A 23,722-nucleotide genomic window follows, 5' to 3' on the forward strand; every position below is an offset into this window, starting at 1 on the left:
TTGCGATGGCCGGATGAAGATCAGGCCGTCTTCTTGGCGTCCGAGCGGCTTTTCAGAAGGCTCGCCACCGTGGTCACCACGAGGATGCCGACGATCACCATCAGCGACTGCTCGATCTCGATATGCATCCAGGACGGCACGGCGATCGGCTGTCCGCCGTTGAGGAAGGGCAGCGTGTTGGCTTCCACGGCATGGACGATCAGCTTGGCGCCGATGAAGGCGAGGATGAGCGACAGGCCGATGCCGAGATAAACCAGACGGTCGAGAAGGCCGCCGATCAGGAAGTAGAGTTGCAGAAGGCCGAGAAGCGCGAAGGCGTTGGCCGTGAACACGATGTAAGGCGCGTCAGTCAGACCGTAGATCGCGGGGATGGAATCCAGCGCGAACAGAAGGTCGGTCATGCCGAGCGCCAGGATCACGATGAACATCGGCGTGAAGAAGCGCTTGCCGTTCTCCATCACCGTCAGCGCGTTGCCGCGGAAATCGTCCGTGGTCGGCAGGTGGCGCTGGAAATACTTCACCAGAGCGTTCGGCTCGTATTCCTCGTCCGTCGACTTGTTGTGCTTCAGGCTTTCCACGATCAGCTTCCACGCCGTCCACAGAAGGAACAGGCCGAAGAGATAGAACACCCAGGAGAAGCGCTCGATGGCGGCCGCGCCAAGGGCGATGAAGATGCCACGCATGATGAGGGCGATCACGATGCCGATGAGCAGCGCCTTCTGCTGATAGGCGCGCGGCACGCTGAAGCTCTTCATGATGATCACGAAGACGAAGAGGTTGTCGACCGACAGCGACTTCTCGGTGATGAAGCCGGCGAAATACTCGACGCCGTGGTCGCGATCCCAGAAGTACCAGACGCCGACGCCGAACAGCATGGCGAGCGTCATATAGAAGGTGGACCAGAGCGCGGCTTCCTTGAAGCTCGGCTCATGGGGCTTCCTCACATGGGTCAGGAAGTCGAACACGAACAGGGCCGCGATGCCGCCGATCGTCGCCAGCCAGATCCACGTCGGCACGACATCCGGCGAAATGCCGGTTGCCGCGGTTTGCGCCGCCGCTTCCGATATCGTTTGTTCCAAGTCGAGCCTCCAGGCCGGCAAGCGATGTCGATGATTGATCCGACATCGCGGAAAGGCCGACGCTTTCCACCAGAGGGGCCCGGATCACGGACGCGCGCGGAAGATGGAGCGAGACACGCCCATCCACAACATCGCGGCTGGTAAACTGCTTGTGAACTAGCCCGGCTAAAGACTCAATCCCCAAGTTCCACGGGCTTGAGTTCCTCCCACCGGTCGCCAGGGCCGGGATTGGCGGCGTGAGAATGGCCTCCGAGATGGGCCATGACGCCCCAAACGGCGTTGAGCGCCGTCTGCACCGCCCCTTCCGCCCAGCCCGGCGTCCAGGACACGTCGTCGCCCGCGATGAAGAGGCCGCGCTCGGACAAGGGCATGTCCTTCTGCATGAAGTGCGAATACATGCGGTGGTTGTAGCGATAGTGGCCGGGCATCGCGCCCTTGAAGGCGCCGAGGAAGTTCGGGTCCGCTTCCCAGGACACGGTGATCGGGTCGCCGATGATGTGGCTGGCGATGTCGAGCGTCGGATAAATCTGGCGCAGAGCCGCCAGGGCGAGATCCACCCGCTGATCGACGCTGAGCGGCAGCATCTTCTGCGCGTCCGACATCCAGGAATAAGCGAGGCAGATCACGCCCGGCCGTCCTTCGCCATTGTCCACGAGATAGGTGCCGCGCGTCAGCCGGTCGGTCAGCGTCATCGACATGGCGTCGCGGCCGGTCAGCGGGTCCTTGTCGCGCCAGAAGGGGCGGTCCACCATGATGAAGGTCTTGGAGGCCGGCATGTAGCGTGTACGGTCCATCGCCATCCAGAGCTTGTGGCTGAAAAGACTCTCGTCCGTGCGGATGGAGGTCGTGAGCAGCCAGCTCTGGCAGGTGGCGATCACCGCCTTGAAGGGCTCGACGCGCCCCCAGCGATCCGTCACCTCGATCCGGCCGTCGGGAAGGCGTTTGAGCGCCGAAACGCCCGGTCGCGGCGCGCCGGCATGAAGGGTGGCGAGCGAAGTGCCGGCGGGCCAATGGGCGATCCGGTCCGGGCATTTGCGCCAAAGGCCGTGGGGCACCTTCGCCGCGCCGCCGACGATGAGATGCTGGTCGGCGTCGAATTCCAGCGCGTTGACGCGCAGGATCTCCAGCATGGAATTGGGAAAATCGGCGTCCCAACCGCCGGTGCCGAAGCCGACCTGCCCGAAGACCTCGCGATGCCGGAAGGACAGGCGCTGGAAGGCGTCCGACGTGGTGACGAAGTCGTAGAAGGTGCGCTCGTCCCAAAGCCGGACCAGGGGCTCCCATAAGGCGCGCACGGCCTCGGCGTCCCTCGCGCGGATCGCCCGGCGCATCGCGGCGAAGGAAAAGGCCTCTTCCAGCGCTTCCTCGTAGGCCGAGGCGACTTCCGAGAAGAGCGGCGGCAGGTCGGCAAGGGTGCGCGCATAGAAGGCCTCGCCTTCCAGCTCGATCACGGTGGAGCCGGCGGCGGGCGTCAGAGGATTAGGGAAGGGGCGCGTCGGCAGCCCCAGCGCGTCGACATAAGAGAAAAAGGTCGAGGACGAGCGCGGAAAACGCATTCCGCCGAGTTCGGCCACGATATCCTCGGTGCCCTCGAAGCGCTGGCTGCGCAGACGCCCGCCGAGATGCCCCGCCTCGTAGACCACGGGCTTCAGCCCGAGGCGCATCAGTTCGAAGGCCGCGACGATGCCGGCCATTCCGGCGCCGATCACCGCCACCTCCTCGCCGTGGCGTTCGGGCGGCATTTCGCCGAGCCCCGCCGGATGGCGCAGCCAGCGGTCGAAATCGAAGGGGAAGTCGGGGCCGAAGCTCGCCCCGCTTTGAAGGTGGACGGTCATGGAACCGGCTTACGATTCCATGGGCGCCCCGGCAACCGCGAAGCGTGCCGGGGCGACGCCGTCAGGCGGCCTCGGCGAAGGTTTCGTCGAAGTCGGTTTCCTCGGCGAAGGCGACGCGGAAGCGGCTGACCATCTCGGACAGGTGCTTGGCCTCGTCCGTCAGGGAGCGCGTGGCGGCCGTGGTTTCCTCCACCATCGCCGCGTTCTGCTGCGTGACCTTGTCCATCTCGTCCACAGCTTCGTTGACCTCCGCCAGGCCGCTTGCCTGTTCGCGGGCGGAAGACGCGATGGCGGACACGACTTCGTTGATCTTCAGGACGCGCGCCGCGATGCGCGTCAACGCCTCGCCGGCCTGATCCACCAGGGAAACGCCGGCGGACACCTGCGCGGAGGATGCCGCGATGAGGTCCTTGATCTCGCGAGACGCTTCCGCCGAGCGTTGCGCAAGCGCACGAACTTCCTGCGCCACCACCGCAAAGCCCCGGCCCGCTTCGCCGGCCCGTGCGGCTTCGACCCCGGCATTCAGCGCCAGAAGGTTCGTTTGGAAGGCGATCTCGTCGATCACCGAGATGATCTTGCCGATCTCGGCGGAAGAGCGCTCGATCGCGTCCATCGCCTTGATGGCGTTCGCCACCGTCGCGCCCGAGGCTTCCGCATCCTTCTTGGCTTCCGACACGGCGTCCTGCGCTGTTCTAGCGCTGTGGGACGTTTGCCGCACGGCGGCGGTGATCTCGTTCAAGGCGGCCGCGGTTTCCTCCAGCGCCGCCGCCTGCTTTTCCGTGCGGCGCGACAGGTCGTTGGAAGCGTGCCCGATCTCGCGCGATCCCGAAGCGATGCCGCCCGCCCCGGTGGCGACACCTGCCACCGCCGATTCCAGCGCCGCCATGGCGGAGTTGAAGTTCAGCCGGAGGGTTTCGTATTCGCCGGGCATGCGCTCGCCGATGCGGGTGGTGAGATCGCCTTCGGCAAGGGCGCGAAGCCCGACGCCGAGGCGCGCCGCCACGAAGGCGCGCTCGGAAGCGATGGCCTCGGCGGCGGCCTGCGCTTCGGCCGCGCGCTTGGCTTCCTCGGCTTCGCGCCGCTCCGTTTCCGCACGCGCTTCCAACTCGCGCCGCTCCACCGCGGCGTTCTTGAACACGGCCATCGCGCCGGCCATGGCGCCGGTTTCGTCGCGCCGCTTCGTGCCGGGGATCTCCACGGAAAGGTCGCCTTCGGCGAGCCGCCCCATGGCTGCCGTCATGGCGCGGATCGGCTTCACGATACCCCGCCCGATCAGGATCGCGACCACTGCTCCGAAAACAAGGGCGAGCCCGGCGGCGATCATGGTGACGCGCTGGGAGGTCGATGCCAGATCACCGGCCGAGGCTTCGGTCTCGTCCATCCTTGCGATCTCTCGGTCGCGAATGGCGGCGATCTCGAGGCGGATCGCTTCGCCGAAGGCGGCCTGCTCGGCAATGGCAGCGGTGCGCGCGGCGATCGCCTCGCGCATGTTCTTCAAGGACGTGAAAAGGGTGCCCATGTTCTTGCGGCCATCCACCACCAGCGGATGGTTGGCGATCTCGCCCATACGTCGGAACTGATCGAACTTGCGCTCCGCATCGCGAAGGGCGGCCTGCGCGCCCTCCCCTTCCTCCGGATCGCCCGACACCACGAAGGAGCGCATCAGCATGCGCGCCGTCAGCACCCGGTCCTGAATGGTCGAAATGGCGGAAGCATCGTCGAACTGGGCGCCGAGCCGCACCATGTCGGCGACCGTGACGGACAGGGCGGAAACGGATGCGGCGGCGAGCGTCGACGCCTTATCGGCAGCCGCCTGCACGGCCTCGACGCCCGACGCGCTCTTCAAGGTCCGGTCGTAACCTTCCACGATGCGCGTGCGAAGGGCGGTCCAGGCGGCGGCCTCGTTTCCTTCCGCCTTCTCGACGCGCCGGTCGAGGCTCGCCTTCACCGCGCCGTAGCTCGCCTCCACGGCCTGCAGATGAGAGGGCGAATCGTCGAAAACGAACTCGGCCACGGCGAAACGCAGATCGCCGAGCCGCGCCGTCACGTCGTCCGCGCCCGCCACGCTGTCGGCCTGGCGTCCGAACCCCTCGAAGGCATGGCGCAGCATGTCGATGCGCCCGGCGGAATGAACCGCCATGACGAGAAGGATCAGAAGCACCGCTCCGAAGCCGAGGGTGAGGCGGGCGCCGATGCCGGAAAGAAGGCGGTTGGACGTCATGGGAATTCCCGAAGGAGACGTGAGGCGGGAAGGCGTGGGCACGGCACTCATTGCGTCGCCCCGGGATAGTCCTCGATGTTCTTCGCGGTGATCATCGCCTGCGGGGAAACGATCCAGGGCGGGATCGGCTGGCATTGGAGAAGGCGCAGCGCGGCTTCAACCGCCAGCGCGCCTTCTTTTTCGGGAAAGCGCGCGGCCGTACCCTTGATCGAGCGCGCCTTGACCCCCGCCATGGCCGCCGGCTCGCCGCCCGTGCCGACCACCGAAACGTCGCTGATGCGCCCCGACGCTTTCAGGGCATCCACCGCGCCGAGCGCCATCTCGTCGTTTTCCGCATAGATGCCCTGGATGTTCGGATAAGCGGTCACGAGGCGCTGCACTGCCTCGCGCGCCTTGTCGCGTCCCGCGCCCGGCTCGATGCTGTCGGCCAGAACGAGGCTCGGATAACGCACGAGTTCTTCCGAAAAGCCCTTGGCGCGGTCGGCGTAAGGAGCCGATGTCGACGGCCCCTGCAACCGCCCGACCGTCGCACCGAGCGGGTAGAGTTCGTGCAGAAATTCCGCCGACATCGCGCCGAGACGGGCCTGATCGGCATCCACCGAAAGGCGGGCGGCGGGCGACCTGGCGCCGATCGCGATCGTCGGAAGGTTCTTTGTCCGGGCTTCCTCCAGAACGGGCTGGAGGTCGGCGACGGACACAGGGGACACGAGAAGAACGTCCGGCGCGCCGGCCAGCGCGCTTTTGGCGACCTCCAGCCGCGCGGCATCCGAGGACGGATCGGCGGGGGCGACGACATCGACGGTGAGCCCGAGTTCCGCGCCCCGCGCCTTCAACGCCCCGATCATCCGGCGCTGGACCGGGTCCTCGGTGGAGGGCGCGACATAGACCGCGCGAACCGGGCGCTCGGTCCGCGCCACCTTGCCGAACATGCCGTTCAGTTCGGAGGCCTGGACGCGCGCATTGGGAGCGAACCTCTTGGCCGGGCAGGAGGGCGATGCGAGAGCCACTGACGCGAAGGCCACGGTGGCGAGAAGGGAAAGCGCGAAAGCGCGAAGGGGCATGAGTGGACCATGCGTCGCATCGTTGAACAGCCTCCAACGTTGAGGCCAGTGTTCTAATTGGTTCCTAATCGAGGCATCGTGCCGGCGGTCGAACTGCCTGCATGGTTTCCTCGAAGTATATTAGGGGCGAAACCATCTTCACCGAACGCCGCCCTGGAGGATGTCCTCACGCGCTGTTCGCCGAACGGTCGGGATGTCGAAGGAAAATGAGGGCGCTCGCTTCCACCATCCGCGTCGCGGTGCCCGAGGATGCCGCCGCTTTGGCGACGATCCATGCGGCCGCCTGGCGATCGGCCTATGCGGGCATCATTCCTTATCGCAGCCTCGGGGGCATGATCCGGCGGCACGACGCGGCATGGTGGGAAAGCGCCATCAAACGCGGCGCCGGCCTTCTCGTTGCCGAATTCGAGGGCGTACCCTTCGGCTATGCGAGTTTCGGCGCGACCCGCACGGGACACCCGGCGGCGGCGGGTGAGATCTACGAACTCTACCTTCTGCCGCACTATCAGGGCATCGGCTTCGGGCGGCAGCTCTTCGCGAAGGCCCGCGCCGTTCTTCGCGAGCGCGGCCTGTCGGGGCTTCTGGTCTGGGCGCTGGCTGAGAACACCAACGCCCTCGCCTTTTATCGAGGGCTCGGCGGCCGCGAGATCGGGAGGGCCACCGAGCGCTTCGAAACGATGCCGGTGGAGAAGATCGCCTTCGTTTGGCGCTGAGAAGCTTGGCGCTGAGAAGCCTTGATTCTTATGGCTCATTCACCTCAAGGCAAGTTGGAAGGCGCGTTGACATTGCCGTGTTCGCCGGTTCCGGCTAAGTCCTTCGGCGACGAAAACGGAAGCGAACATCATGCGCATCGACGCGATCCGGCGCGGCAACAACCCGCCCCATGACATCAACGTGATCATCGAGGTGCCGGTCGGCGGCCACCCGATCAAGTACGAGATGGACAAGGAGGCAGGCGCGCTGTTCGTCGACCGCTTCCTTTACACGCCGATGACCTATCCGGGCAATTACGGCTTCGTGCCGCACACGCTGTCGGACGACGGCGACCCGATCGACGTTCTCGTGGTCAACACGCGCCCGCTCTTTCCCGGCTGCGTCATCAACTGCCGCCCGATCGGCGTTCTCGTGATGGAGGACAACAAGGGCCAGGACGAGAAGGTGATCGCGGTTCCCTCGCCGGAACTGACGCAGCGCTACGCCCATGTCACGAACTACGATCAGTTGCCCGAGATCACGCTGAAGCAGATCGCGCACTTCTTCGAGCACTACAAGGATCTGGAGCCCGGCAAGTGGGTGAAGATCGGCGACTGGGGCGGCGCCGACATGGCCCGCAAGCTGATCGAGGAAGCCGTGGTGCGCGCCGAGGCCGAAAAGCAGGCCAAGGGCTGATCTGTTTCTCGGTTGGAAACGCGAAAGGCGCCTTCGGGCGCCTTTTTTTTCATGGAAGGGCGGCGAGACGCTCCAAAGCTTCTGCCAGCCTGCCCGGCTCGCCCGTCGCCGCCACCATCTTCAACCGGCCCCGCGCGCCGGTCTCCAGCGTGAAAGCGCCCTTCGGCAGGCCGGTGGCGCTCGCCAGACAGCGGATCAGCGCTGCATTCGCCTCGCCCTCGTGCGGCGGCGCCCTCACCTTCACGGCGAGCGCTTCTCCGTCACCGAAGAGGGTGCGGCCTTCCACGCGATCCATAGCGGATTTCGGCGTCAGCCGGACGCGCAGCAGCAACCGGCCGTTGCGGATTTCCGCGAAAGGGCATCGCGCCCCGTCAGAAGCCGGAATAGGCGACCGCCGGATAAGCGTAGCGCAGGATCACCTGCTGAAGGAAGAAGATCAGCAGGAGCACCACGAGCGGCGACAGGTCGATGCCGCCGAGATCGGGCAGAACACGGCGGATCGGCCGGTAAAGCGGCTCGGTCATCCGAAAAAGAAAGCCGCCGATCGCGTCCACGAACTGGTTGCGCGAATTGACGACGTTGAAAGCGTAGAGCCAGGACAGGATCGCCGAAAGGATCACCAGCCACCAGACGATGTTGAGAACGAGGAGGATCACATCGAGAACGGCGAGCATCGAGGTCTTTCGGCCTGTTGCGGGTCGTCGTCATGTAGCGAGCGCCCTGTCCCGCCGCAAGCGCCGCGCGTCGGCATGCTTGCCCGAAGCTTGCCAAGGCTCGGACGACCACGCGAAACGCTTGACACCGGCCCCCGCCACCCCCTAAAAGCCCCTTCACCGGTGGACGGGGCTGTAGCTCAGTTGGGAGAGCGCGTCGTTCGCAATGACGAGGTCAGCGGTTCGATCCCGCTCAGCTCCACCATTTCACCGTTTCAGCAATAGCGAATATGTCGGAGACGAACTGCGAACGCGCGGTTTCGCTCGGCTTTCTTCGTTTCGCAATCGTGCTTTCCTGTCGCTCCAACGATCTTTGCAAGGCATGCGCGCCCGGACGTGCACCATTGCCTATGCAGGCTTTGCCCCGCCAGCGGCCGGAACTTCGCCGAGTTCGAGAGAGTTTTTCCCGGCCGGAAGACCGCGCTTCCGATAAGCGCCACTCCCCTCAGGACGCCTCGATGCCTCGTCCCATCATGGCCTCCACCAAGGCGAGGACGGCCATGTCGGGGTCCATTTCATCCGTTTTCAGGTGGATGTCCGGCTTCTCGGGATGCTCGTAGGCCGAGCCGATGCCGGTGAACATCGCCAGCGAACCGGCGGTGGCGCGCGCGTAGAAGCCCTTGGGATCGCGCGCGGCGCAGGTGGACAAGGGGGCATCCACGAAGACTTCCAGGAACCGCGACGCTCCGACCGTTTCCTTGGCCCGGTCGCGGTCGCGGCGGTAGGGCGAGATCAGCGAAACGAGGACGATCAGGCCGGCATCGGCCATCAAGGCCGCGAGATGGGCGACGCGGCGGACATTCTCGCTTCGCTCGGCGTCGGTGAAGCCGAGATCGGCGTTGAGGCCGCAGCGCAGGTTGTCGCCGTCGAGGACCATTGTGCGAAAGCCCCGGCCATGAAGGGCGATGTCGAGCCGGTCGGCGAGCGTGCTCTTGCCGGCGCCCGAGAGACCCGTCAGCCAGACCACGAGCGGGACCTGTCCCATGCCCTTGGCGCGGCAGGCCGGCGTCACCCGCATCCGGTGCATCGGCGTCGTTATTTGGTTCTGGTCATCCGGCACGCAGAAGGCTCTCCACCGGCTGTTTCATGCCGAACGATCGATGTCGAAGCCGAAGCGCCGCTCGGTCGCGGGGTCGAGCTGCGAGCGGATGAAGCGTGCATCCTCGGGCGACAACGGATCGTAGCGCTTGGGGACGAAGCGGTTGAAGCCGTTGCCCTTGTAGGTTTCGAGAACCGCGCAGTCGCCGAGCGCCGGGCGTGCGAGAGCCTCGCCGATCATGTCGAGGAGGTCGTTCGGGCGGTTGGCGAGGATGTCCTGGTCGATCAAACAGAGATTGTGGGCGCGAAGGCTCAGATCGCTCCACGAGGCGAGTTTGGCGGCCCGCTTGCGCAAAGGGTTGGCGAAGCGGCGGCCGGTCGCGGGATCGCGCTCGTGCAGCATTTCGCGGTTGTGCATCGGATGCGTCCTATCGATGCCGCCGACTTCCGAGTCCCAATAGCTGTGCCATTCCGTTCGGATGAAGTCGGCGAAGGGAAGCGCCTTCACGTCGGGATGGGCATGCCACGGCTGCCGGTAAAGGCTGCGGACCCAGTCGAACGGGTCGCGGGCGATCACCGCCACCAGGACATCGCTCGGGAACAGAACCTGCTCGGGCACGAACCAGTGCTTGAAGCCGTAACGGTCCGTGACGGTCTCGGCCCCGAAATTCGCGGCAATCAGCTTGGTGAGAACGTTGGTGCCGCTGCACCGCTGGCCGAAGACCTGAACCTGACGGACCGGCGTCGCGGCGCGCTTCAGAAGGCTGAGGCCGGGCGCCGGCGTCAGCCAACCCGGCTCGTCGCTGCTTTGCGCCACGGTGTCGGAAGGATGATGCACGTCTCGGCGCTCGCTCGTGGACAATGGGGAACGGCGCGCATCAGTAGTTGCCGCACGCTTGCGACGTCAGATGACAGACAGCCGCATCGCCCATCTTGTCCACAATGCGAGACAAGCGGATGAACCCAAGGCGCTGCGAAATGCAGGCGTCGGAAACGGATGGAGGCCCAGACAGCAGGGGAAGGCGGCCCTGGCTGGCGTGTTTCCTGTCGATGGTATCGAAATCACCTTCAGATGGTCTGTCGCCAACGTCGTCATGGCAAGCTATGATCGCTCCGCGCGGCGTTCATGGTGAGTGCCGACGCTTCCACCGACGCACTTCGAAAGTATTCCATGCCGACCGGAACAGTGAAATGGTTCAACGCCACGAAGGGCTATGGCTTCATCCAGCCTGACGGCGCCGGACAGGACGTCTTCGTCCATATCTCCGCCGTCGAGCGCGCCGGCCTCACCTCTCTGACCGATGGTCAGAAGATCTCCTACGAACTCGTGACCGACCGCCGTTCCGGCAAGACGTCGGCGGGCGAACTCAAGGCCGACTGACGAATTCTTCGACGCCGCTCGAACAGGGCGGCGTCGAACATCTGCCCGGGCGACGCCAAGCGGCCGGGTTCAGGACTGCGCGACGTGGTGACCGCCGAATTCGGCGAAAGCCTCGCGGATCGTGCTCGCCAGTGTTTCGTCCTCGACATCGACGGAAACCTCGATCGCGCCGTTCAAGGCCGCGTCGTCCCGGTCCTCCCCACCCGGATCGCCGCCCGCCGTGTCGGACCCGGCCAGCGCCTCGCCCGCCGTGTTCTCCTTGCCGCTTGCGGCGATGAAGACATCAGTGCGCTCGATCTCGTATTCCTGCACGAGACGCTCCACCGCCATCTCCGCGTCGCGCCTCGTTTCGAACTGCCCCGTCAAGGTCGTTCCCATCGGCCATCCTTTCGTTCATCCGTTCGCGATCAACGCGCGAGAAGCGGAAAACGACGCGGTCGATCGCGAAAGTGGTTTCCGGGGGCCTCGAGGTGCTGCCGCGGCGGGATCGCCTCGTTAGCGGGCCCGGAACATTCCGGGGCGAGCGCGCTTCCCACCATGCGAAGTCATGAAGGCCCGAGCGACATGGAACGCGAGACCGCCCGATTTCCGACCGCCGCCGGCATCCTGTTCGGCCTGGGGCTCGGCGGCTTCTTCGACGGGATCGTGCTGCACCAGATCCTGCAATGGCATCACATGGTCACGAGCGCCGGCTACCCGGCGGACACGGTTCAGAACCTGCGGCTAAACACGCTTCTGGACGGCCTCTTCCACGCCGCGACCTATGTCTTCGTGGTGCTCGGCCTCGTTCTCCTGTGGCGCTCCGCGCATCGCTCGCACCTCCATTGGTCCGGCAAGCTGCTGGGAGGAACGCTTCTGATGGGCTTCGGGCTTTTCAACCTCGTGGAAGGCATCGTCGACCACCAGATCCTCGGGCTCCATCACGTCAACGAAACGGTGCCGCGCGATCAGTGGATCTATTGGGACATCGGCTTTTTGCTTTGGGGCGCCGGGATGCTGATCGGGGGATGGATGCTTTTCCGTGCCGGCAAGCGGCAAACGGCGGGATCTTCGTGAAGCGACGGTAAGCCGGTGAACGCCACCAACCGGCATCGCGCACCACGGTGCCGGACGTCGTTTTCACAAGGGCACTTCGTCGCACCATCCGCGTCGATGTCGGTCGTGGAGCCGCGATTGCTGGCCGGCCCTGCGGATCGGTGAAGAGCTTCAGAGCGCCTGTCGGTAGTTGGCCTATCAATTGCCGCTTCCGGCCGCGCGATCCATCGTGCCCATTAAGGATGGGACTCTATGGCAAAGCGCAATATCGACGGATCGGCAAAGGTGGGATGAGTGAGGTCGAAGGGCACATGCGCGGTCGGCGCATCCTGATCGTCGAGGACGACTACTACATCATCGAGGAGATGGTGGGAGATTTCGAGGCCCTGGGGGCAGTGGTCGTCGGACCGGCCGCCAGAGCCGACGATGCGCTCGACATCATCGAGAAGGAGGGACCGCTCGACGGCGCAGTGCTCGACATCAACCTTCAGGGAGAGATGGTCTACCCCGTGGCGGACGCGCTGAAGCGGCGCGGCGTGCCTTTCGTCTTCGCGACCGGTTACGACCACGGGTCCGTCGCCCCAGATTACCAGGATGTGATCGTGTGCGAAAAGCCCGTCCGCCCCATCGCCATCTGCGAAGCCCTGTTCGGCTGAGCCGGACGAGCGGTGGTTCGGCTGCCGCTGGTTGGCTTGAACCCGCCGGCAGACCGGCGGGGAAATATTCCAGGCTGACCGCTCAGGTGTCCTTCAGCGATCGGCTTCCGTCGCGCCCTGTTCGCGCTCGTCGTCGTCATCCTCGTCGACGCCGAGCGTGTCGTCGTCCGTGACCGCCAGCGGGCCGTCTTCCGCGTCGAAGGGGGCCGACACGTCGCCGTCGTCTTCTTCCGGCGCGGGGTCGTCCGGCGCGTCGCCTCCGATCACCGCATCCTCGTTCATCGTCATGCCGGGAATGGCCGGGCTGCGGCGTGTGGTGTCGTCTTCGGGACTCGCCATTCTTCACGCTCCTTCATGTTTGGCTCAATGCTTCGGGAGCTTGAAGGCTTTGCTGCGCGCGATGGTTCCGAGCCGCGCGATGGTTCCGGATTGCTGCGATCCCGGCACCTTTCGCCTCGGCGCGCGTTGGTGAGCGTGTTTCGAAGGAGGACAAGTCATGAGCAACATTCCGACCGCTCCCGCCGGCGCGCCGGACCCGGACGCGCAGGAACTCGCCGCGCGCCAGAACATCCCGCTGGAGGAAGCCCAGCGCATCATCTCCGAGCGCGGCAACGATCGCGGCGCGGTGGATGCCGAAGTTCAGAAGCAGAAGCTCGGGCAGGATTCCTGACGCCTCCGCCGGAGGCCGGGAGCGGTTGACCCGTCTCGAGGGCGAAGGCTAAGACACGGGTCAACCATTCCTCGCGGATTTTCTTATTTCTTCAGTCCGCGCCGGGCCGTCACGCGGCGGCCATTAGCATCGCAAGGTAGCGGCATGACGATCGAGGACCCGCAGAGTGCTCCGGCGCAGGCGGAGCAGCCCTCGCCCGTCATGCCGACCGAGGACCGCTTCGCGGTCTTCCGCAACAGAAGCTTCCTTCTTTACTGGCTGGCGCGCTTCTTCGGCGCCTTCGCCGCGCAGATCGTCGCCGTTTCCGTCGGTTGGCAGGTTTATTCCGTCACGGGCGATCCGGTTTATCTCGGCTTCATCGGCCTCAGCCAGTTTCTGCCCTCGCTTCTCCTCGTTCTCGTGACGGGAACGGTGGCCGACCGTTATTCGCGCCGCATGATCATGGCGGTGGTGGGCGTGGTGGAAGGGCTGGCGGTGGTGGCACTTCTGGCCCTCACCTGGCACGGCATCACCTCGCCCCTGCCGATCTTCGCGATCCTCGCCGTGATCGGAACGGGGCGCGCCTTCTTCGGTCCGGCGAGCACGTCGCTGGTGGTCAACATCGTCCCTCGCGAGGATTTGCCCGGCGCCATCGCCTGGAACTCCTCGTCCTGGCAGATCGCCTCGATCCTCGGGCCGGTCGCGGGCGGCCTTCTCTACGGGCTGTCCGCCTATGTCGCTTACGGCACGGCGGTGATTCTGTTCTTCGCCTGCACCGCGCTCGTTCTCGCCATCCCCGCGCCGGAACAGCACAGCGCGGCGAAGGAGCCGGCGAGCATGGAAACCATGGTGGCGGGCTTCCGCTTCATCTGGCGCGAGAAGATCGTGCTGGGCGCGATCTCGCTTGATCTCTTCGCCGTGCTTCTCGGCGGCGCGGTGGCCTTGATGCCGGTCTATGCGAGCGACGTTCTCGCCGTCGGCCCCTGGGGCCTCGGCCTTCTGCGCGCCGCCCCCGGCATCGGCGCGATCCTGATGGTGATCTGGCTGACGCGCCATCCGGTGAAGAACAATGCCGGCCTCATCATGTTCGCCTTCGTCGCCTTGTTCGGCGCTTTCACGGTTCTGTTCGGCCTGTCCACCATGCCTTGGCTGTCGATCCTGGCGCTGGCGCTGATGGGCGCGTCCGACATGATCAGCGTCTACGTGCGCGAAACGCTCCTTCAGCTCTGGACGCCGGACGACGTGCGCGGGCGGGTGAATGCGGTGAACTCGATGTTCGTCGGCGCGTCCAACGAACTCGGCGAGTTCCGGGCCGGCATGATGGCGAGCTGGATCGGGGCGGTCCATGCCGTGACGCTCGGCGGCGTCGCGACCGTCGGCGTCGCGGCGCTTTGGGCCTGGATGTTCCCGCAACTGCGCAAGGCCAAAAGCCTCGACGGCGTTCACTGACCCCGTTCGACGGCCTCGATCAGGCAGGGCAGTTCTTCGAGGCTCGCGATCGCGCGGAAACGCGGATGGTCGCTCGGCACTTGCGCGTGCTCGTATTCCCAGGTCAGCGCGTGGGGCACATGCACGGCGAAAGCGCCGGCCTCCAGGGCCGGGAGGATGTCCGACTTCAGGGAATTGCCGATCATCATCGCCCGCGCCGGCTCGCCGCCGTTCTGCCGGAAGATCCGCTCGTAGGTCGCGGCGCGCTTGTCGCTGACGATCTCCACCGCGTCGAAGAAAGGCCCGAGGCCGGAGGCGGCGAGCTTTCTTTCCTGATCGAAAAGGTCGCCCTTGGTTACGAGAACGAGACGGTAGCGCCCGTGAAGCGCTTCCAGAACGGTCCTCGCGCCGGGAAGCGTTTCCACCGGATGGCGCAGCATCTCGCGGCCGAGGTCGAGGATTTCGCGGATCGCCGCGCCGTCGACCTTGCCGTCCGTGACCTCGAGCGCCGTTTCGATCATCGAGAGAACGAAGCCCTTGATGCCGAAGCCGTAGAATTCGAGATTGCGCACCTCAGCGTCCAGAAGGCGGCGTGCCAGAACGGGGCCTTCGGCATGGGCTTCCAAAAGCTGGAGGAAGCGCCCTTCGGTGAAGCGGAAGAACTGCTCGTTCTGCCAAAGCGTGTCGTCGGCATCGAAGCCGATCGTGGCGAGCCTCACGCCCGCTTCTCCTCACCGAAGACGAGCGTCAGGAACTCGGCCAGCCAGCGGCGGATCGGCTCGTCATAGGCGGCGCGGCCATCGAAATGGGCGCGACGCGCCTGCGCCCCCGGCAGGCTGAGGCGCTCGTGGCCGCGCGTCGTCCAGCGATACAGCATGGCGAGCGTCAGTTCGGCGTGGAACTGCACGCCGAAGGCGTTCCGGCCGTAGCGATAGGCCTGGTTCGGAAAGCGCTCGCCCGACGCCAGCAGCACCATGTCGCGCGGCAGGTCGAAACCCTCGCGATGCCATTGATAGACCATGTCCGGCCAATGCGGCATCAGGGCCCGCCCCGCCGCCGTCGGTTTCAGACCGTAATAGCCGATCTCCACCAGGCTTTCGGGATGGGGCGCGACCGTCCCGCCGAGATGCTTCACCAGCATCTGCGCGCCGAGGCAGATGCCGAGAAAGGGCCGGTCCTCCCGCAAGGGCACGTCCAGCCATGCGAGTTCGGCCTTCAGATGCGGATCGGGGTCGTTGGCGCTCGGCGGGCCACCGAACATCACGACGCCGCGATGCTCGTCCAACGTTTGCGGCAGGCTGTCTCCGATCACCGGGCGGCGGATATCGAGGGCAAGGCCGGCTTTGGTCAGAACCTGCCCGACCCGTCCGGGCGTCGAATCGGCCTGATGGAGAACGATCAGGACGGGGCGCGGATCGCCGAGGCCATCGAGACGGCGCGCGGGAAGCCCCGGCGTCATGGCGTCTCGTCGGCCGGCTCGCGGCCGAGGACCGCGCGCTTGGCCAGCATCCGCTCGCGCGTGGAAACGCCGAGGAGTTCGGCGATCCGCCAGATCACGTTGTCTTCCAACTCGTGAACCTTGCCGTCCGAATAAACCACTTCCCAAAGCAGGCTGACGAAGCGCACCCGCTGTTCTTCGGAAAGCGCGTGCATCAGGATGCCGGTGAAATGAAAGAGATCCACCGCTTCGGCATCGGCCTCGCGCCCTGCCCTGGCGATGCTCGTCGCTTCGGCTTCCGACAGGCCGAACTCGGTGGCGAGCGCGGCGACGAGCTGACGGCGCTCCCCGTCGCTGACGACGCCATCGGCCTCCGCGACATGGCAGAGCAGCGCGGCGGCGGCCACGCGCGGGTCGCGGACGGGCGCTGGACGCCCATCCGCATTCAAGCCGACCGATCGCAGAAAGTCCTTCAGCGCCTCGAACATCGCCGCTTCGCTCCGATGCGTAACCGGCTCAGAAGAGCCGGTTGCCCGAAGGCGCCGGAGCATCTTCGGGAATCGTGGCGGGCACGGGGATGGCCGGCTTTTCTTCATGGGGCTGCACGGCCCCATGAGGCTTTGCCGTATCGACCGGGATGGTCTCGGCCTTGCCATTCTCGACCGGCGCGGAAGCCGGCCCGGCATGGCCGGCGATGCGGTTGCCCGGATCGGCGGGGGCGGCCGGCTCGGAGGCCTTGGACACGATGCGCGCATGGGCGCCCGGCCGCTCGCCTTCGATCACCGCGCCATGGGCGTCGACATGGCGCGCCGGCACCTTCCATTCGAAAGCGTCGAGACGGCCGGTGACGGGGGACACGGGCGCCCATTCCTCCGACACGACGCCGTCCGCCGTCCAGGCCGGATCGCGCTGCGCACGCACGGCGCGTCCGAGCCATTCGCGCACCGCGCCTTCCGAACCGCCGCCGGCTTCTTCCAGATCAGCCAGAAGCAGGAACACGCCCTCGCGCGGCTCCTTCTTCAAAGCGTGATTGGCCTCGAGCCGCGCCAGCGGCAGATCGCCGGCGTCGAGCGCGGCGTGGGCGAGCGCGATATGGGTTTCCACATGGGCCGGCTGGAGGCTCGCGAGATTGCGCGCGCGGCGCAGCCTGTCGGACGCCGAGTCGCCCGGACGGGCAAAGACATAGGTCGTGGCGATTTCGGGATGGGGCGACTTTTCCCAGGCCTTTTCCAGAACCGTCGAGCCCTTGCGCAGGTCGCCCAGGCGGAACAGGGCGCGCGCGGCGACCACGGCCGCCGGCACGAGCGTCGGGGCGAGCGACACGGCTTCGAGACCCGCCTTGCGAGCCTGCGAGGGATCGCCCTCAAGAAGAGCGCGGGCCTTGGCGGTGAGAAGCACGGCGCGCAGGCGGGACGAGTCGCCCTTCTCGATCAACCGCGCATCGCGCTGCGCTTCGAGAATGGCGAGCGCGCCGTCATAGTCGCCTTCGATGGTCTTGGATTCCAGCACCGCGCCGCCCGCCCAGGGCACGTGCGGGGCGATGCGCGCGGCGCGCTCGGCGTAATGGCGCGCGGCATTGGCGTCGCCGAGCCGCTCGGCCTCGAGATAAAGGCCGCGCATGGCCAGAAGCCGGGTTTCCGGCTCGCTTTCCATGGCCTGGAACGCGGCCCGCGCGCGGTCGTGGTCGCCCTCGATCATCGCGGTCTGCGCATCGAGGAAACGCACCAGCGGCTCCTTCTTGGCCGGCAGATACTTCTGGCTGCGCTTCGTCATGCGCCGGGCCAGCACCGCGTCGCCCGCGCCCGCCGCCAGGATGCCGGCGGACAGCGCCTGATAGCCCTTGTCGCGCCGGCGCGTGGAGAAGAAGCGGCCCACCCGGTCCGGCGTCTTGAAGAAGGCGCGCACCAGCCAGACGAGGAAGCAGACAGCGGCGATCAGCGCGATCTGCACCACCACGAACACGGTGAAGCTCGTATCGAGAACGCTGTTGCCGAGCGTGAGCGAGATCGAGCCCGGATGATCCTGCAGCCAGGAAAAGCCGAGCGCGGCGGCGAGAACGATCAGAAGAAAGGACAGAATCCGCAGCATCAGCCGGCTTTCCCGATGGTGTTGACGGCTTGGCCGAGGGCATCGCCGAGGACGCGTTCGGCCTCGGCCCGCGCGTCGAGGCGGCGCGCGAAGTCCGCGCCCGCATCTTTCGCGGCCTGCGGCAGGTTTTCCCATTCGGCCTTCCAGCCGGGAAGGTTGCCGGCGGACAAAGCCGCATCGAGCCGCGCGACGCCGGCTTCCGGTCCGGTCGCGTTGCCGCTTGCCGCCTGACCTGACGGCCGGACGGCCACGAGCCCGGACAGGCCGGACAGGATCTGCGAGCCGACAGTGGCGTTCGGGTCCTGCGGATTCAGGGCCTTCAGGACGGCTGCGCGCGCATCCGGCCAGGAAGCCTGGAGTTCGACGAGCGTCGGCACGCCTTCGGGCGCGTAGTTGCGCAGGGCATCCACCGCCGGGGATGGCCCGGCGGCGGTCGCGTAGGTTTCGAGCTCGGCCATGAACGGCCCGCCCCGGTCCACCGCAGCCTTCAGGCCGGCGGCGGAAATGGCGACAGCCGCCTGACGGTTCGCCGCTTCCACCGTGCCGATGCGGCTTTCGATGGCCGCGATGGTTTCGCGGTTGGCGTTGGCGGCGTCCATCGCGCCGCGCGCCGCGTTCTGCGCGACATCGGCCGCCTGCTGCGCGGTGCCGGCGGCCTGTTGCGCCGTTGTGGCCGTTTGGCGCGCTTCGTCGGCGCGGCCTTGCGCGGCCTCCGCCGTTTGTTGCGCCCGTGTGGCCGCTTCGCGCGCCTGCGTTCCCGCCTCGTTGGCGGCGTTCAGCGCGGCCGGATCGATGGTCGGCGCGGCAGGGGCCTGGTTGTTGTTGACGCGGCCTTCCAGCGCGCCCACGCGGTCGGTCAAGGCCGCGAGATCGGCGCTCGCCGCACCGGCTCCGGCGACGCCGCCGGCCGAAAGCGTCGATTTCAACTGCTCGACATCGCCGCGCACGGTGTTGAGGTCGGTGGTCACCTGCTGCACGTCGCCGGTCCGGGCGAATTGCTGGGCGAGCTGCTGCGTGTCGGCCTGGCGCACGGCCGGCACGACGCCGGCATATTGCAGGGCGCCGCCGGCCAGAAGCGCGAGCGCCGCGCCGAGCAGCGCCGAGCCGACAAGCGCGCCGGCCCCCGGCCCATGGTGATTGGCATGGTGGCCGGGCGTTTCGTGATAGTTCAGGTCCGGCCGGGGCGGCTCGGCATGGTGCGGCTCGGCGGCGGCGAGAATGGTCTCGGCGTCGAGTTCGTTTTGTGCCTCGTCCGGCTTGCGATGGGGGTCGAGCCCTTCGCCGGAGGCGAACTCCGCTTCCGTGCCGTTGGCCGGGCGATCGACGGGCGACAGCGCGTCCGCATCCTCCGAAGCCTTCGCCGCTTCGGGCGAGTCGGCCGCGAAAACGGTTCCGCTTTCTCCGAAATCAGCCCCAGACTTGTCGGTCTCGTCCCGCAGGGCGCCTTCATCGGCCGCAAAGCCAGCCTCGGGCGTTTGGTTCGTCACCGGGTCGTCGGTGCGCAAGGCCTCGCCGGTCGGCGCGCTGGCATTCGGATCGCCGGGCTCGGGTTCACCGAGAACGCTGACGCCTTCGGGCCGGGGCGGCGCGTCGCCCGCCGCGTCGCCGAGACGCGTTTCGGGATCGGAGAGGGCAGCCTCGTCCGGCTCTCCCCGTCCTGGCGCATCGGCGGTTTCGGGCACGATCGGCGTCGTGCCGATCCGTTCGGCGGTGGAGTCGATCGTTTCGCCCGGCTTCTTCGGGCGCGATCGGCGCGGCGGATTGTTCATGTCCACAAGTCCCGTCGTTCCGTGGCGGCCGGTTCTGGCGGCCGGCATGGCATATGGCTTCTGCAAACTAGGCTAGGCAAGGCCCGTGAAAAGCTTCGAGACATTCCCGGAGGGCGAAATCGAGGCGAAAGGAGCAAGTTCCTTCGGTAATGCCTCCACGATCCGCCCCGACAAACAAAAAATTCGCGGGATCGGATCGAAGAGATCGGGATGCGCCGCGACAAGCGCGGCAAAGCCTTCGGCCTGCCCGACGGAAAGAATCAGGACGACTTCCGGGGGCCGGCCGTTCAACGCCGCCTCCACTTCACCCCGTGACGGTGAGAGGGCGCGCGTGTCGTAGGCTTCCCAAAGCGTGAAGGAAACGCCTGCAGCCCGCAGCCCGTCTTCCAGAACCGAGGTTCTGACGCGGCCGAGCGCCAGAAGCAGCGGCAGCTTTTGTTCCTCGCCAAGCCGGGCGGCAGGACGAAGGAGGCTGGCCCCCGACCCCTCGCCCCGTTCCGCGACGGTGAAACCCGCTTCCTCCAGATGCCGCGCGGTGGTCTCGCCGACAGCCAGCGCCGGAACGCCTGCCTTTCCCAGATGTCGCGCCAGCACCGGCACGGCGTTGCGGCTCGTCACCACGACACCGGCGAAGGGGCCGGCCGGCATCGGCTCGTCCAGCGGCACGATTTCCTGCAGCGGCAGAAGCAGCGGCTCGTGGCCGAGGGCGGCAAGCTCCGCTGCCGTTTCCTCGCCCGCCGCCCGGTCGCGCAGAAGTAGAACGCGCGTCACGGCCGGCGGTGATCTTGCGCCCAGCCGGAAAAGAAGTCGGGTCCGGCGCGGGCCAGAAGCGCTTGCGCCGCCTGCACTCCCAACGCTTCGGCTTGGCTCACCGGGCCCTCCACGTCCTCGCGATGCGCTTCTTCGCCGTTCGGCGTCAGGATCGTGCCGGAGAATAGAAAACGCTCGCCTTGGAGCCGCGACCAGGCGGCGATGGGCGTGCGGCAGGAGCCGTCGAGCGTGGCGAGATAAGCGCGCTCGGCGCCCAGCATCACGCCGGTCGGCGCGTGGTGGATCGGCGCGACCAGAGCCTCGGTTTCCCGGTCGCCGATGCGGGTTTCGAGCGCGATGGCGCCCTGCCCAGGGGCCGGGGGAAAGCTGTCCGGGTCGAGGATCTCACCATCCACCGTCCCGTCGAGAACGAGGCGCTTCAGCCCGGCGAGCGCCAGAAGCGTGCCCTCGACCTGACCGTCTTGCAGTTTGCTGAGGCGCGTCGGCACATTGCCCCGGAAGTTGACGACCTCCAGATCCGGCCGCAGCCGCTTCAAGAGCGCCTGACGCCGAAGCGAGGCCGAGCCGATCAGCGCCCCTTGCGCCAAGTCGGCGATGCGCCGCCCGCCCCGTCCGATGAAGACGTCGCGCACGTCCTCGCGCGGCAGAAAGGCGGAAAGGTGCAGGCCCTGCGGCAGAACGGTCGCGACGTCTTTGGCCGAATGCACGGCAAGGTCGATCCGGCCGTCGATCAGCGCGCCCTCGATCTCCAGCGTGAAAAGGCCCTTGCCGCCGACCTCCGACAAGGGGCGGTCCTGGATGCGGTCGCCGGCGGTGGTGATGACCTGGATCTCGAAGTCGGCTTCGGACAGCCCGTGCGCCGCCATCAGCCGGGCGCGAAGCTCGGAAGCCTGCGCCAAAGCGAGCTGGCTGCCGCGCGTGCCGATGCGGATGGGGCCGCGCTTCCTCATCGATCCGCCGCTCCTTGTCTCGCCCATGTCGCTGTTCATGGCGGTTCCGGTAGCGCAATCGCGCCGCAATCGCTATCTCCGTTGCGATTTTCGCTTGAGATGGCAGCGCGGTTGACCCTTCCTTCCCCCCTCATCCTCGGCATCGAAACGAGCTGCGACGAGACCGCCGCCGCCGTGGTGGGGCGCGGGAGCGACGGGGGCCCCGTGATCCTTTCCAACGTGGTGCTCAGTCAGGTGGAAGAGCACGCGGCCTTCGGCGGCGTCGTGCCGGAGATCGCGGCGCGTGCCCATGTCGAGGCGCTGGACGGCATCATCCGCGCCGCGCTTGCCGATGCGGGTGTTTGCGTGTCCGACCTGTCGGCGGTGGCGGCGACATCCGGTCCCGGTCTCGTCGGAGCGCTGATCGTTGGGGCCATGACGGGCAAGGCGATCGCCAGCGCGGCCGGCCTTCCTTTCGTGGCCGTGAATCATCTGGAAGGCCACGCGCTGACCCCGCGCCTCACCGACGCGGTCGCCTATCCGTACCTGATGCTGCTGGCCTCGGGCGGCCACACGCAGATCCTTCTGGTGCGCGGCCTCGGGGATTACGAGCGCTGGGGCACGACGATCGACGACGCGCTCGGCGAGGCCTTCGACAAGACGGCGAAGCTCCTGTCTCTCCCCCATCCGGGCGGGCCGAACGTCGAGAAACGCGCGAGCCAGGGCGACCCCGCGCGCTTCCCTCTGCCCCGCCCGATGCGCGGCGAGAAGCGACTCGACTTCTCGTTTTCGGGGCTGAAGACCGCCGTGCGCCTTGCGGCGGAAGGCGCCGCGCCCTTGGGCGAAAATGACATCGCCGATCTTTGCGCCGGGTTCCAGGCGGCGGCGGCCGACAGCGTGTTCGACCGCGTGTCGCGAGCCCTCTCGCGCTTTCGCGAAGAATTTCCCGGTCTCGCCGATCCGGTTCTGGCGGTGGCGGGAGGGGTGGCTGCGAACGGGGCGATCCGGGCCGCGCTGAGCCGCGCCGGCGCGAAGGCGGGCGTCAGGCTCGTCGCCCCGCCGCTCGTTCTTTGCACGGATAACGGCGCGATGATCGCCCATGCGGGGCTTGAGCGTTTCGAGGCCGGGCTTCTCGATCCGTATGAAGCGCCGGTGCGGCCGCGCTGGCCGTTGGATGAGGAGGCCGCGCCGCTTGTCGGCTTCGGCCGCCGGGGAGCGAAAGCGTGAGCGGCGCGGTGGCGGTGATCGGCGGCGGCGCCTGGGGCACGGCGCTGGCGGCGCTTCAAGCGCGTGCCGGCCGCCCGACGCGGCTTTACGCCCGCGATCGAGCAACGGTCGCTGAAATCAACGAGCATCGCCGCAATTCGCGCTATCTGCCGGAAATCGCCCTGCCGGAAAGCTTGAGGGCGACGAGCGATCTCGGGCACGCCTTGGCGGGCGCGCAGATCGTGCTCGTGGTGACGCCCGCGCAGACCTTGCAGGCAGTTCTGCCGGAACTGGCGGAATCAAGCGGCGAGCGCGTTCCCTTCGTGCTCTGCGCCAAGGGCATCGAGCGCGAAACGGGCTGCTTCGCCAGCCAGATCGCGGCGCGTCACGTTTCGCCGGAACGGATCGCGGTTCTATCTGGCCCGAGCTTTGCGGCCGATGTCGCGGGCGGGTTGCCGACGGCGGTGACGCTGGCGCATCCCCATGCCGAAACCGCCGATGCCCTGGGGCGCGAGCTTTCCACTGAAACCTTCCGCATCTACGCTTCCACCGACATCCTCGGCGTCGAGGCGGGCGGGGCGTTGAAGAACGTTCTCGCCATCGCCGCCGGCATCGTCGCGGGGCGCGGGCTCGGCGCTTCGGCGGGCGCGGCGATCGTCACGCGGGGCCTCAGCGAACTCGCACGCGTCGGCGAAGCGCTCGGCGCCCGTCCCGAAACGCTGGTGGGCCTTTCCGGCCTCGGCGACCTCGTTCTCACCTGTTCCGGCCCGCAATCGCGCAACTTCGCCTATGGGCTCGCGCTCGGGCGCGGCGACGACCTGTCGCGCCTGAAGCTCGCGGAAGGGGTGTTCACCGCCGGGGTGGCGGCACGGATCGCCGAGGACAGAAACATCGACGCGCCCCTCATCCGGACCGTCGCCGCCATCCTGTCCGGTGGGCTTTCCGTGGACGACGCGCAACTCCTCTTACTTTCCAGGCCCTTGAAGCGCGAAACGGATTGAACGGGACCGATCCGGTCGCTAACCCCTAAAAGGCA

At 67.0% G+C, this 23,722-nt stretch carries 26 protein-coding genes and 1 tRNA gene; 10 read left to right on the top strand and 17 right to left on the bottom strand.

All coding sequences use genetic code 11. The features are described 5' to 3' along the window. Nucleotides 1-20: 20 nt before the first annotated feature. From F9929_RS12995 to F9929_RS13010, 4 genes are all read right to left on the bottom strand, one after another. A complete protein-coding gene (locus F9929_RS12995) occupies nt 21-1,079 on the bottom strand; it encodes a TerC family protein (RefSeq protein WP_235919261.1) in 1,059 nt (352 codons plus the stop codon). A 173-nt stretch (nt 1,080-1,252) separates the two neighbouring features. Then, nucleotides 1,253-2,914 carry a flavin monoamine oxidase family protein gene (locus F9929_RS13000; RefSeq protein WP_152047005.1) on the bottom strand — a complete coding sequence of 554 codons (1,662 nt, stop codon included), beginning with the start codon at nt 2,912-2,914 and terminating at the stop codon, nt 1,253-1,255. A gap of 61 nt (nt 2,915-2,975) precedes the next feature. After that, entirely contained in the window at nt 2,976-5,135 is a 2,160-nt protein-coding gene (locus F9929_RS13005) for a methyl-accepting chemotaxis protein (protein ID WP_193227745.1), read from the bottom strand. Nucleotides 5,136-5,182: 47 nt separating this feature from the next. Beyond that, complete coding sequence (locus F9929_RS13010) at nt 5,183-6,196, bottom strand: substrate-binding domain-containing protein (RefSeq protein ID WP_152047007.1); 1,014 nt, start codon at nt 6,194-6,196, stop codon at nt 5,183-5,185. A gap of 206 nt (nt 6,197-6,402) precedes the next feature. On the opposite strand from F9929_RS13010, the gene F9929_RS13015 reads away from it, so the two are divergent. Both F9929_RS13015 and ppa read left to right on the top strand, forming a co-directional pair. Continuing rightward, nucleotides 6,403-6,909 (top strand): GNAT family N-acetyltransferase, encoded by a 507-nt coding sequence (locus tag F9929_RS13015; protein ID WP_152047008.1) that lies wholly within the window; start codon nt 6,403-6,405, stop codon nt 6,907-6,909. Nucleotides 6,910-7,039: 130 nt separating this feature from the next. Then, nucleotides 7,040-7,585 carry an inorganic diphosphatase gene (gene ppa, locus F9929_RS13020; RefSeq protein WP_152047009.1) on the top strand — a complete coding sequence of 182 codons (546 nt, stop codon included), beginning with the start codon at nt 7,040-7,042 and terminating at the stop codon, nt 7,583-7,585. A 49-nt stretch (nt 7,586-7,634) separates the two neighbouring features. Here the strand turns inward: ppa and F9929_RS13025 are convergent, their stop codons facing one another. Together F9929_RS13025 and F9929_RS13030 are read right to left on the bottom strand one after the other, a co-directional pair. Next, entirely contained in the window at nt 7,635-7,916 is a 282-nt protein-coding gene (locus F9929_RS13025; RefSeq protein WP_235919262.1) for a DUF167 family protein, read from the bottom strand. Nucleotides 7,917-7,956: 40 nt separating this feature from the next. Next, nucleotides 7,957-8,259, bottom strand: coding sequence for a YggT family protein (locus F9929_RS13030; RefSeq protein WP_152047010.1), 303 nt, complete (start codon nt 8,257-8,259; stop codon nt 7,957-7,959). A gap of 168 nt (nt 8,260-8,427) precedes the next feature. Between F9929_RS13030 and F9929_RS13035 the strand changes: the two genes are divergently transcribed. Continuing rightward, nucleotides 8,428-8,503, top strand: a tRNA-Ala gene (locus F9929_RS13035). A gap of 240 nt (nt 8,504-8,743) precedes the next feature. Here the strand turns inward: F9929_RS13035 and cysC are convergent. Both cysC and F9929_RS13045 read right to left on the bottom strand, forming a co-directional pair. After that, nucleotides 8,744-9,358 carry an adenylyl-sulfate kinase gene (gene cysC, locus F9929_RS13040; protein WP_235919263.1) on the bottom strand — a complete coding sequence of 205 codons (615 nt, stop codon included), beginning with the start codon at nt 9,356-9,358 and terminating at the stop codon, nt 8,744-8,746. A 24-nt stretch (nt 9,359-9,382) separates the two neighbouring features. Next, entirely contained in the window at nt 9,383-10,174 is a 792-nt protein-coding gene (locus F9929_RS13045; RefSeq protein ID WP_152047011.1) for a hypothetical protein, read from the bottom strand. Between the two features lie 333 nt (nt 10,175-10,507). Between F9929_RS13045 and F9929_RS13050 the strand changes: the two genes are divergently transcribed. Further along, nucleotides 10,508-10,717, top strand: coding sequence for a cold-shock protein (locus tag F9929_RS13050; RefSeq protein ID WP_152047012.1), 210 nt, complete (start codon nt 10,508-10,510; stop codon nt 10,715-10,717). Between the two features lie 69 nt (nt 10,718-10,786). Here the strand turns inward: F9929_RS13050 and F9929_RS13055 are convergent, their stop codons facing one another. Beyond that, nucleotides 10,787-11,095, bottom strand: a complete 309-nt coding sequence (locus F9929_RS13055) for a hypothetical protein (RefSeq protein ID WP_152047013.1) — start codon at nt 11,093-11,095, stop codon at nt 10,787-10,789. Nucleotides 11,096-11,281: 186 nt separating this feature from the next. On the opposite strand from F9929_RS13055, the gene F9929_RS13060 reads away from it, so the two are divergent. Then, nucleotides 11,282-11,773 (top strand): DUF2243 domain-containing protein, encoded by a 492-nt coding sequence (locus F9929_RS13060; protein WP_193227746.1) that lies wholly within the window; start codon nt 11,282-11,284, stop codon nt 11,771-11,773. 269 nt (nt 11,774-12,042) lie between these two features. Further along, a complete protein-coding gene (locus F9929_RS13065; RefSeq protein ID WP_152047015.1) occupies nt 12,043-12,408 on the top strand; it encodes a response regulator in 366 nt (121 codons plus the stop codon). Between the two features lie 93 nt (nt 12,409-12,501). On the opposite strand, the gene F9929_RS13070 is transcribed toward F9929_RS13065, so the two are convergent. Further along, nucleotides 12,502-12,747 (bottom strand): hypothetical protein, encoded by a 246-nt coding sequence (locus tag F9929_RS13070; protein WP_152047016.1) that lies wholly within the window; start codon nt 12,745-12,747, stop codon nt 12,502-12,504. Between the two features lie 157 nt (nt 12,748-12,904). Between F9929_RS13070 and F9929_RS24020 the strand changes: the two genes are divergently transcribed. Both F9929_RS24020 and F9929_RS13075 read left to right on the top strand, forming a co-directional pair. Then, complete coding sequence (locus F9929_RS24020; protein ID WP_193227747.1) at nt 12,905-13,078, top strand: hypothetical protein; 174 nt, start codon at nt 12,905-12,907, stop codon at nt 13,076-13,078. 144 nt (nt 13,079-13,222) lie between these two features. Further along, nucleotides 13,223-14,506 carry an MFS transporter gene (locus tag F9929_RS13075; RefSeq protein ID WP_152047017.1) on the top strand — a complete coding sequence of 428 codons (1,284 nt, stop codon included), beginning with the start codon at nt 13,223-13,225 and terminating at the stop codon, nt 14,504-14,506. Here F9929_RS13075 and F9929_RS13080 read toward each other — a convergent pair. The 7 genes from F9929_RS13080 to hemC are packed head-to-tail and all read right to left on the bottom strand — an operon-like array spanning nt 14,500 to nt 21,501. Beyond that, a complete protein-coding gene (locus tag F9929_RS13080) occupies nt 14,500-15,204 on the bottom strand; it encodes an HAD family hydrolase (RefSeq protein WP_152047018.1) in 705 nt (234 codons plus the stop codon). The genes F9929_RS13075 and F9929_RS13080 overlap by 7 nt on opposite strands. Then, nucleotides 15,201-15,944, bottom strand: coding sequence for a glutamine amidotransferase (locus F9929_RS13085; RefSeq protein ID WP_152047019.1), 744 nt, complete (start codon nt 15,942-15,944; stop codon nt 15,201-15,203). The genes F9929_RS13080 and F9929_RS13085 overlap by 4 nt, the downstream gene beginning before the upstream one ends. Continuing rightward, nucleotides 15,941-16,411 (bottom strand): tellurite resistance TerB family protein, encoded by a 471-nt coding sequence (locus F9929_RS13090; RefSeq protein ID WP_152047020.1) that lies wholly within the window; start codon nt 16,409-16,411, stop codon nt 15,941-15,943. The genes F9929_RS13085 and F9929_RS13090 overlap by 4 nt, the downstream gene beginning before the upstream one ends. 28 nt (nt 16,412-16,439) lie before the next feature. Next, nucleotides 16,440-18,011 (bottom strand): heme biosynthesis protein HemY, encoded by a 1,572-nt coding sequence (locus tag F9929_RS13095; RefSeq protein WP_152047021.1) that lies wholly within the window; start codon nt 18,009-18,011, stop codon nt 16,440-16,442. Continuing rightward, nucleotides 18,011-19,828, bottom strand: a complete 1,818-nt coding sequence (locus tag F9929_RS13100; protein ID WP_152047022.1) for a COG4223 family protein — start codon at nt 19,826-19,828, stop codon at nt 18,011-18,013. The genes F9929_RS13095 and F9929_RS13100 overlap by 1 nt, the downstream gene beginning before the upstream one ends. A gap of 24 nt (nt 19,829-19,852) precedes the next feature. Further along, nucleotides 19,853-20,551 (bottom strand): uroporphyrinogen-III synthase, encoded by a 699-nt coding sequence (locus F9929_RS13105; protein WP_193227748.1) that lies wholly within the window; start codon nt 20,549-20,551, stop codon nt 19,853-19,855. Then, nucleotides 20,548-21,501: a hydroxymethylbilane synthase gene (hemC, locus tag F9929_RS13110; protein ID WP_235919265.1), complete on the bottom strand. Its 954-nt coding sequence runs from the start codon at nt 21,499-21,501 to the stop codon at nt 20,548-20,550. The genes F9929_RS13105 and hemC overlap by 4 nt, the downstream gene beginning before the upstream one ends. Before the next feature lie 99 nt (nt 21,502-21,600). Here hemC and tsaD point away from each other — a divergent pair, with 99 nt between their 5' ends. Then, nucleotides 21,601-22,707 carry a tRNA (adenosine(37)-N6)-threonylcarbamoyltransferase complex transferase subunit TsaD gene (gene tsaD / locus F9929_RS13115; protein WP_152047024.1) on the top strand — a complete coding sequence of 369 codons (1,107 nt, stop codon included), beginning with the start codon at nt 21,601-21,603 and terminating at the stop codon, nt 22,705-22,707. Then, entirely contained in the window at nt 22,704-23,687 is a 984-nt protein-coding gene (locus F9929_RS13120; protein ID WP_152047025.1) for an NAD(P)H-dependent glycerol-3-phosphate dehydrogenase, read from the top strand. Before tsaD ends, F9929_RS13120 begins: the two co-directional genes overlap by 4 nt. Nucleotides 23,688-23,722: the final 35 nt, after the last annotated feature.

This window comes from Aureimonas psammosilenae, from assembly GCF_009176975.1.
Classification (GTDB): Bacteria; Pseudomonadota; Alphaproteobacteria; order Rhizobiales; family Rhizobiaceae; genus Plantimonas; species Plantimonas psammosilenae.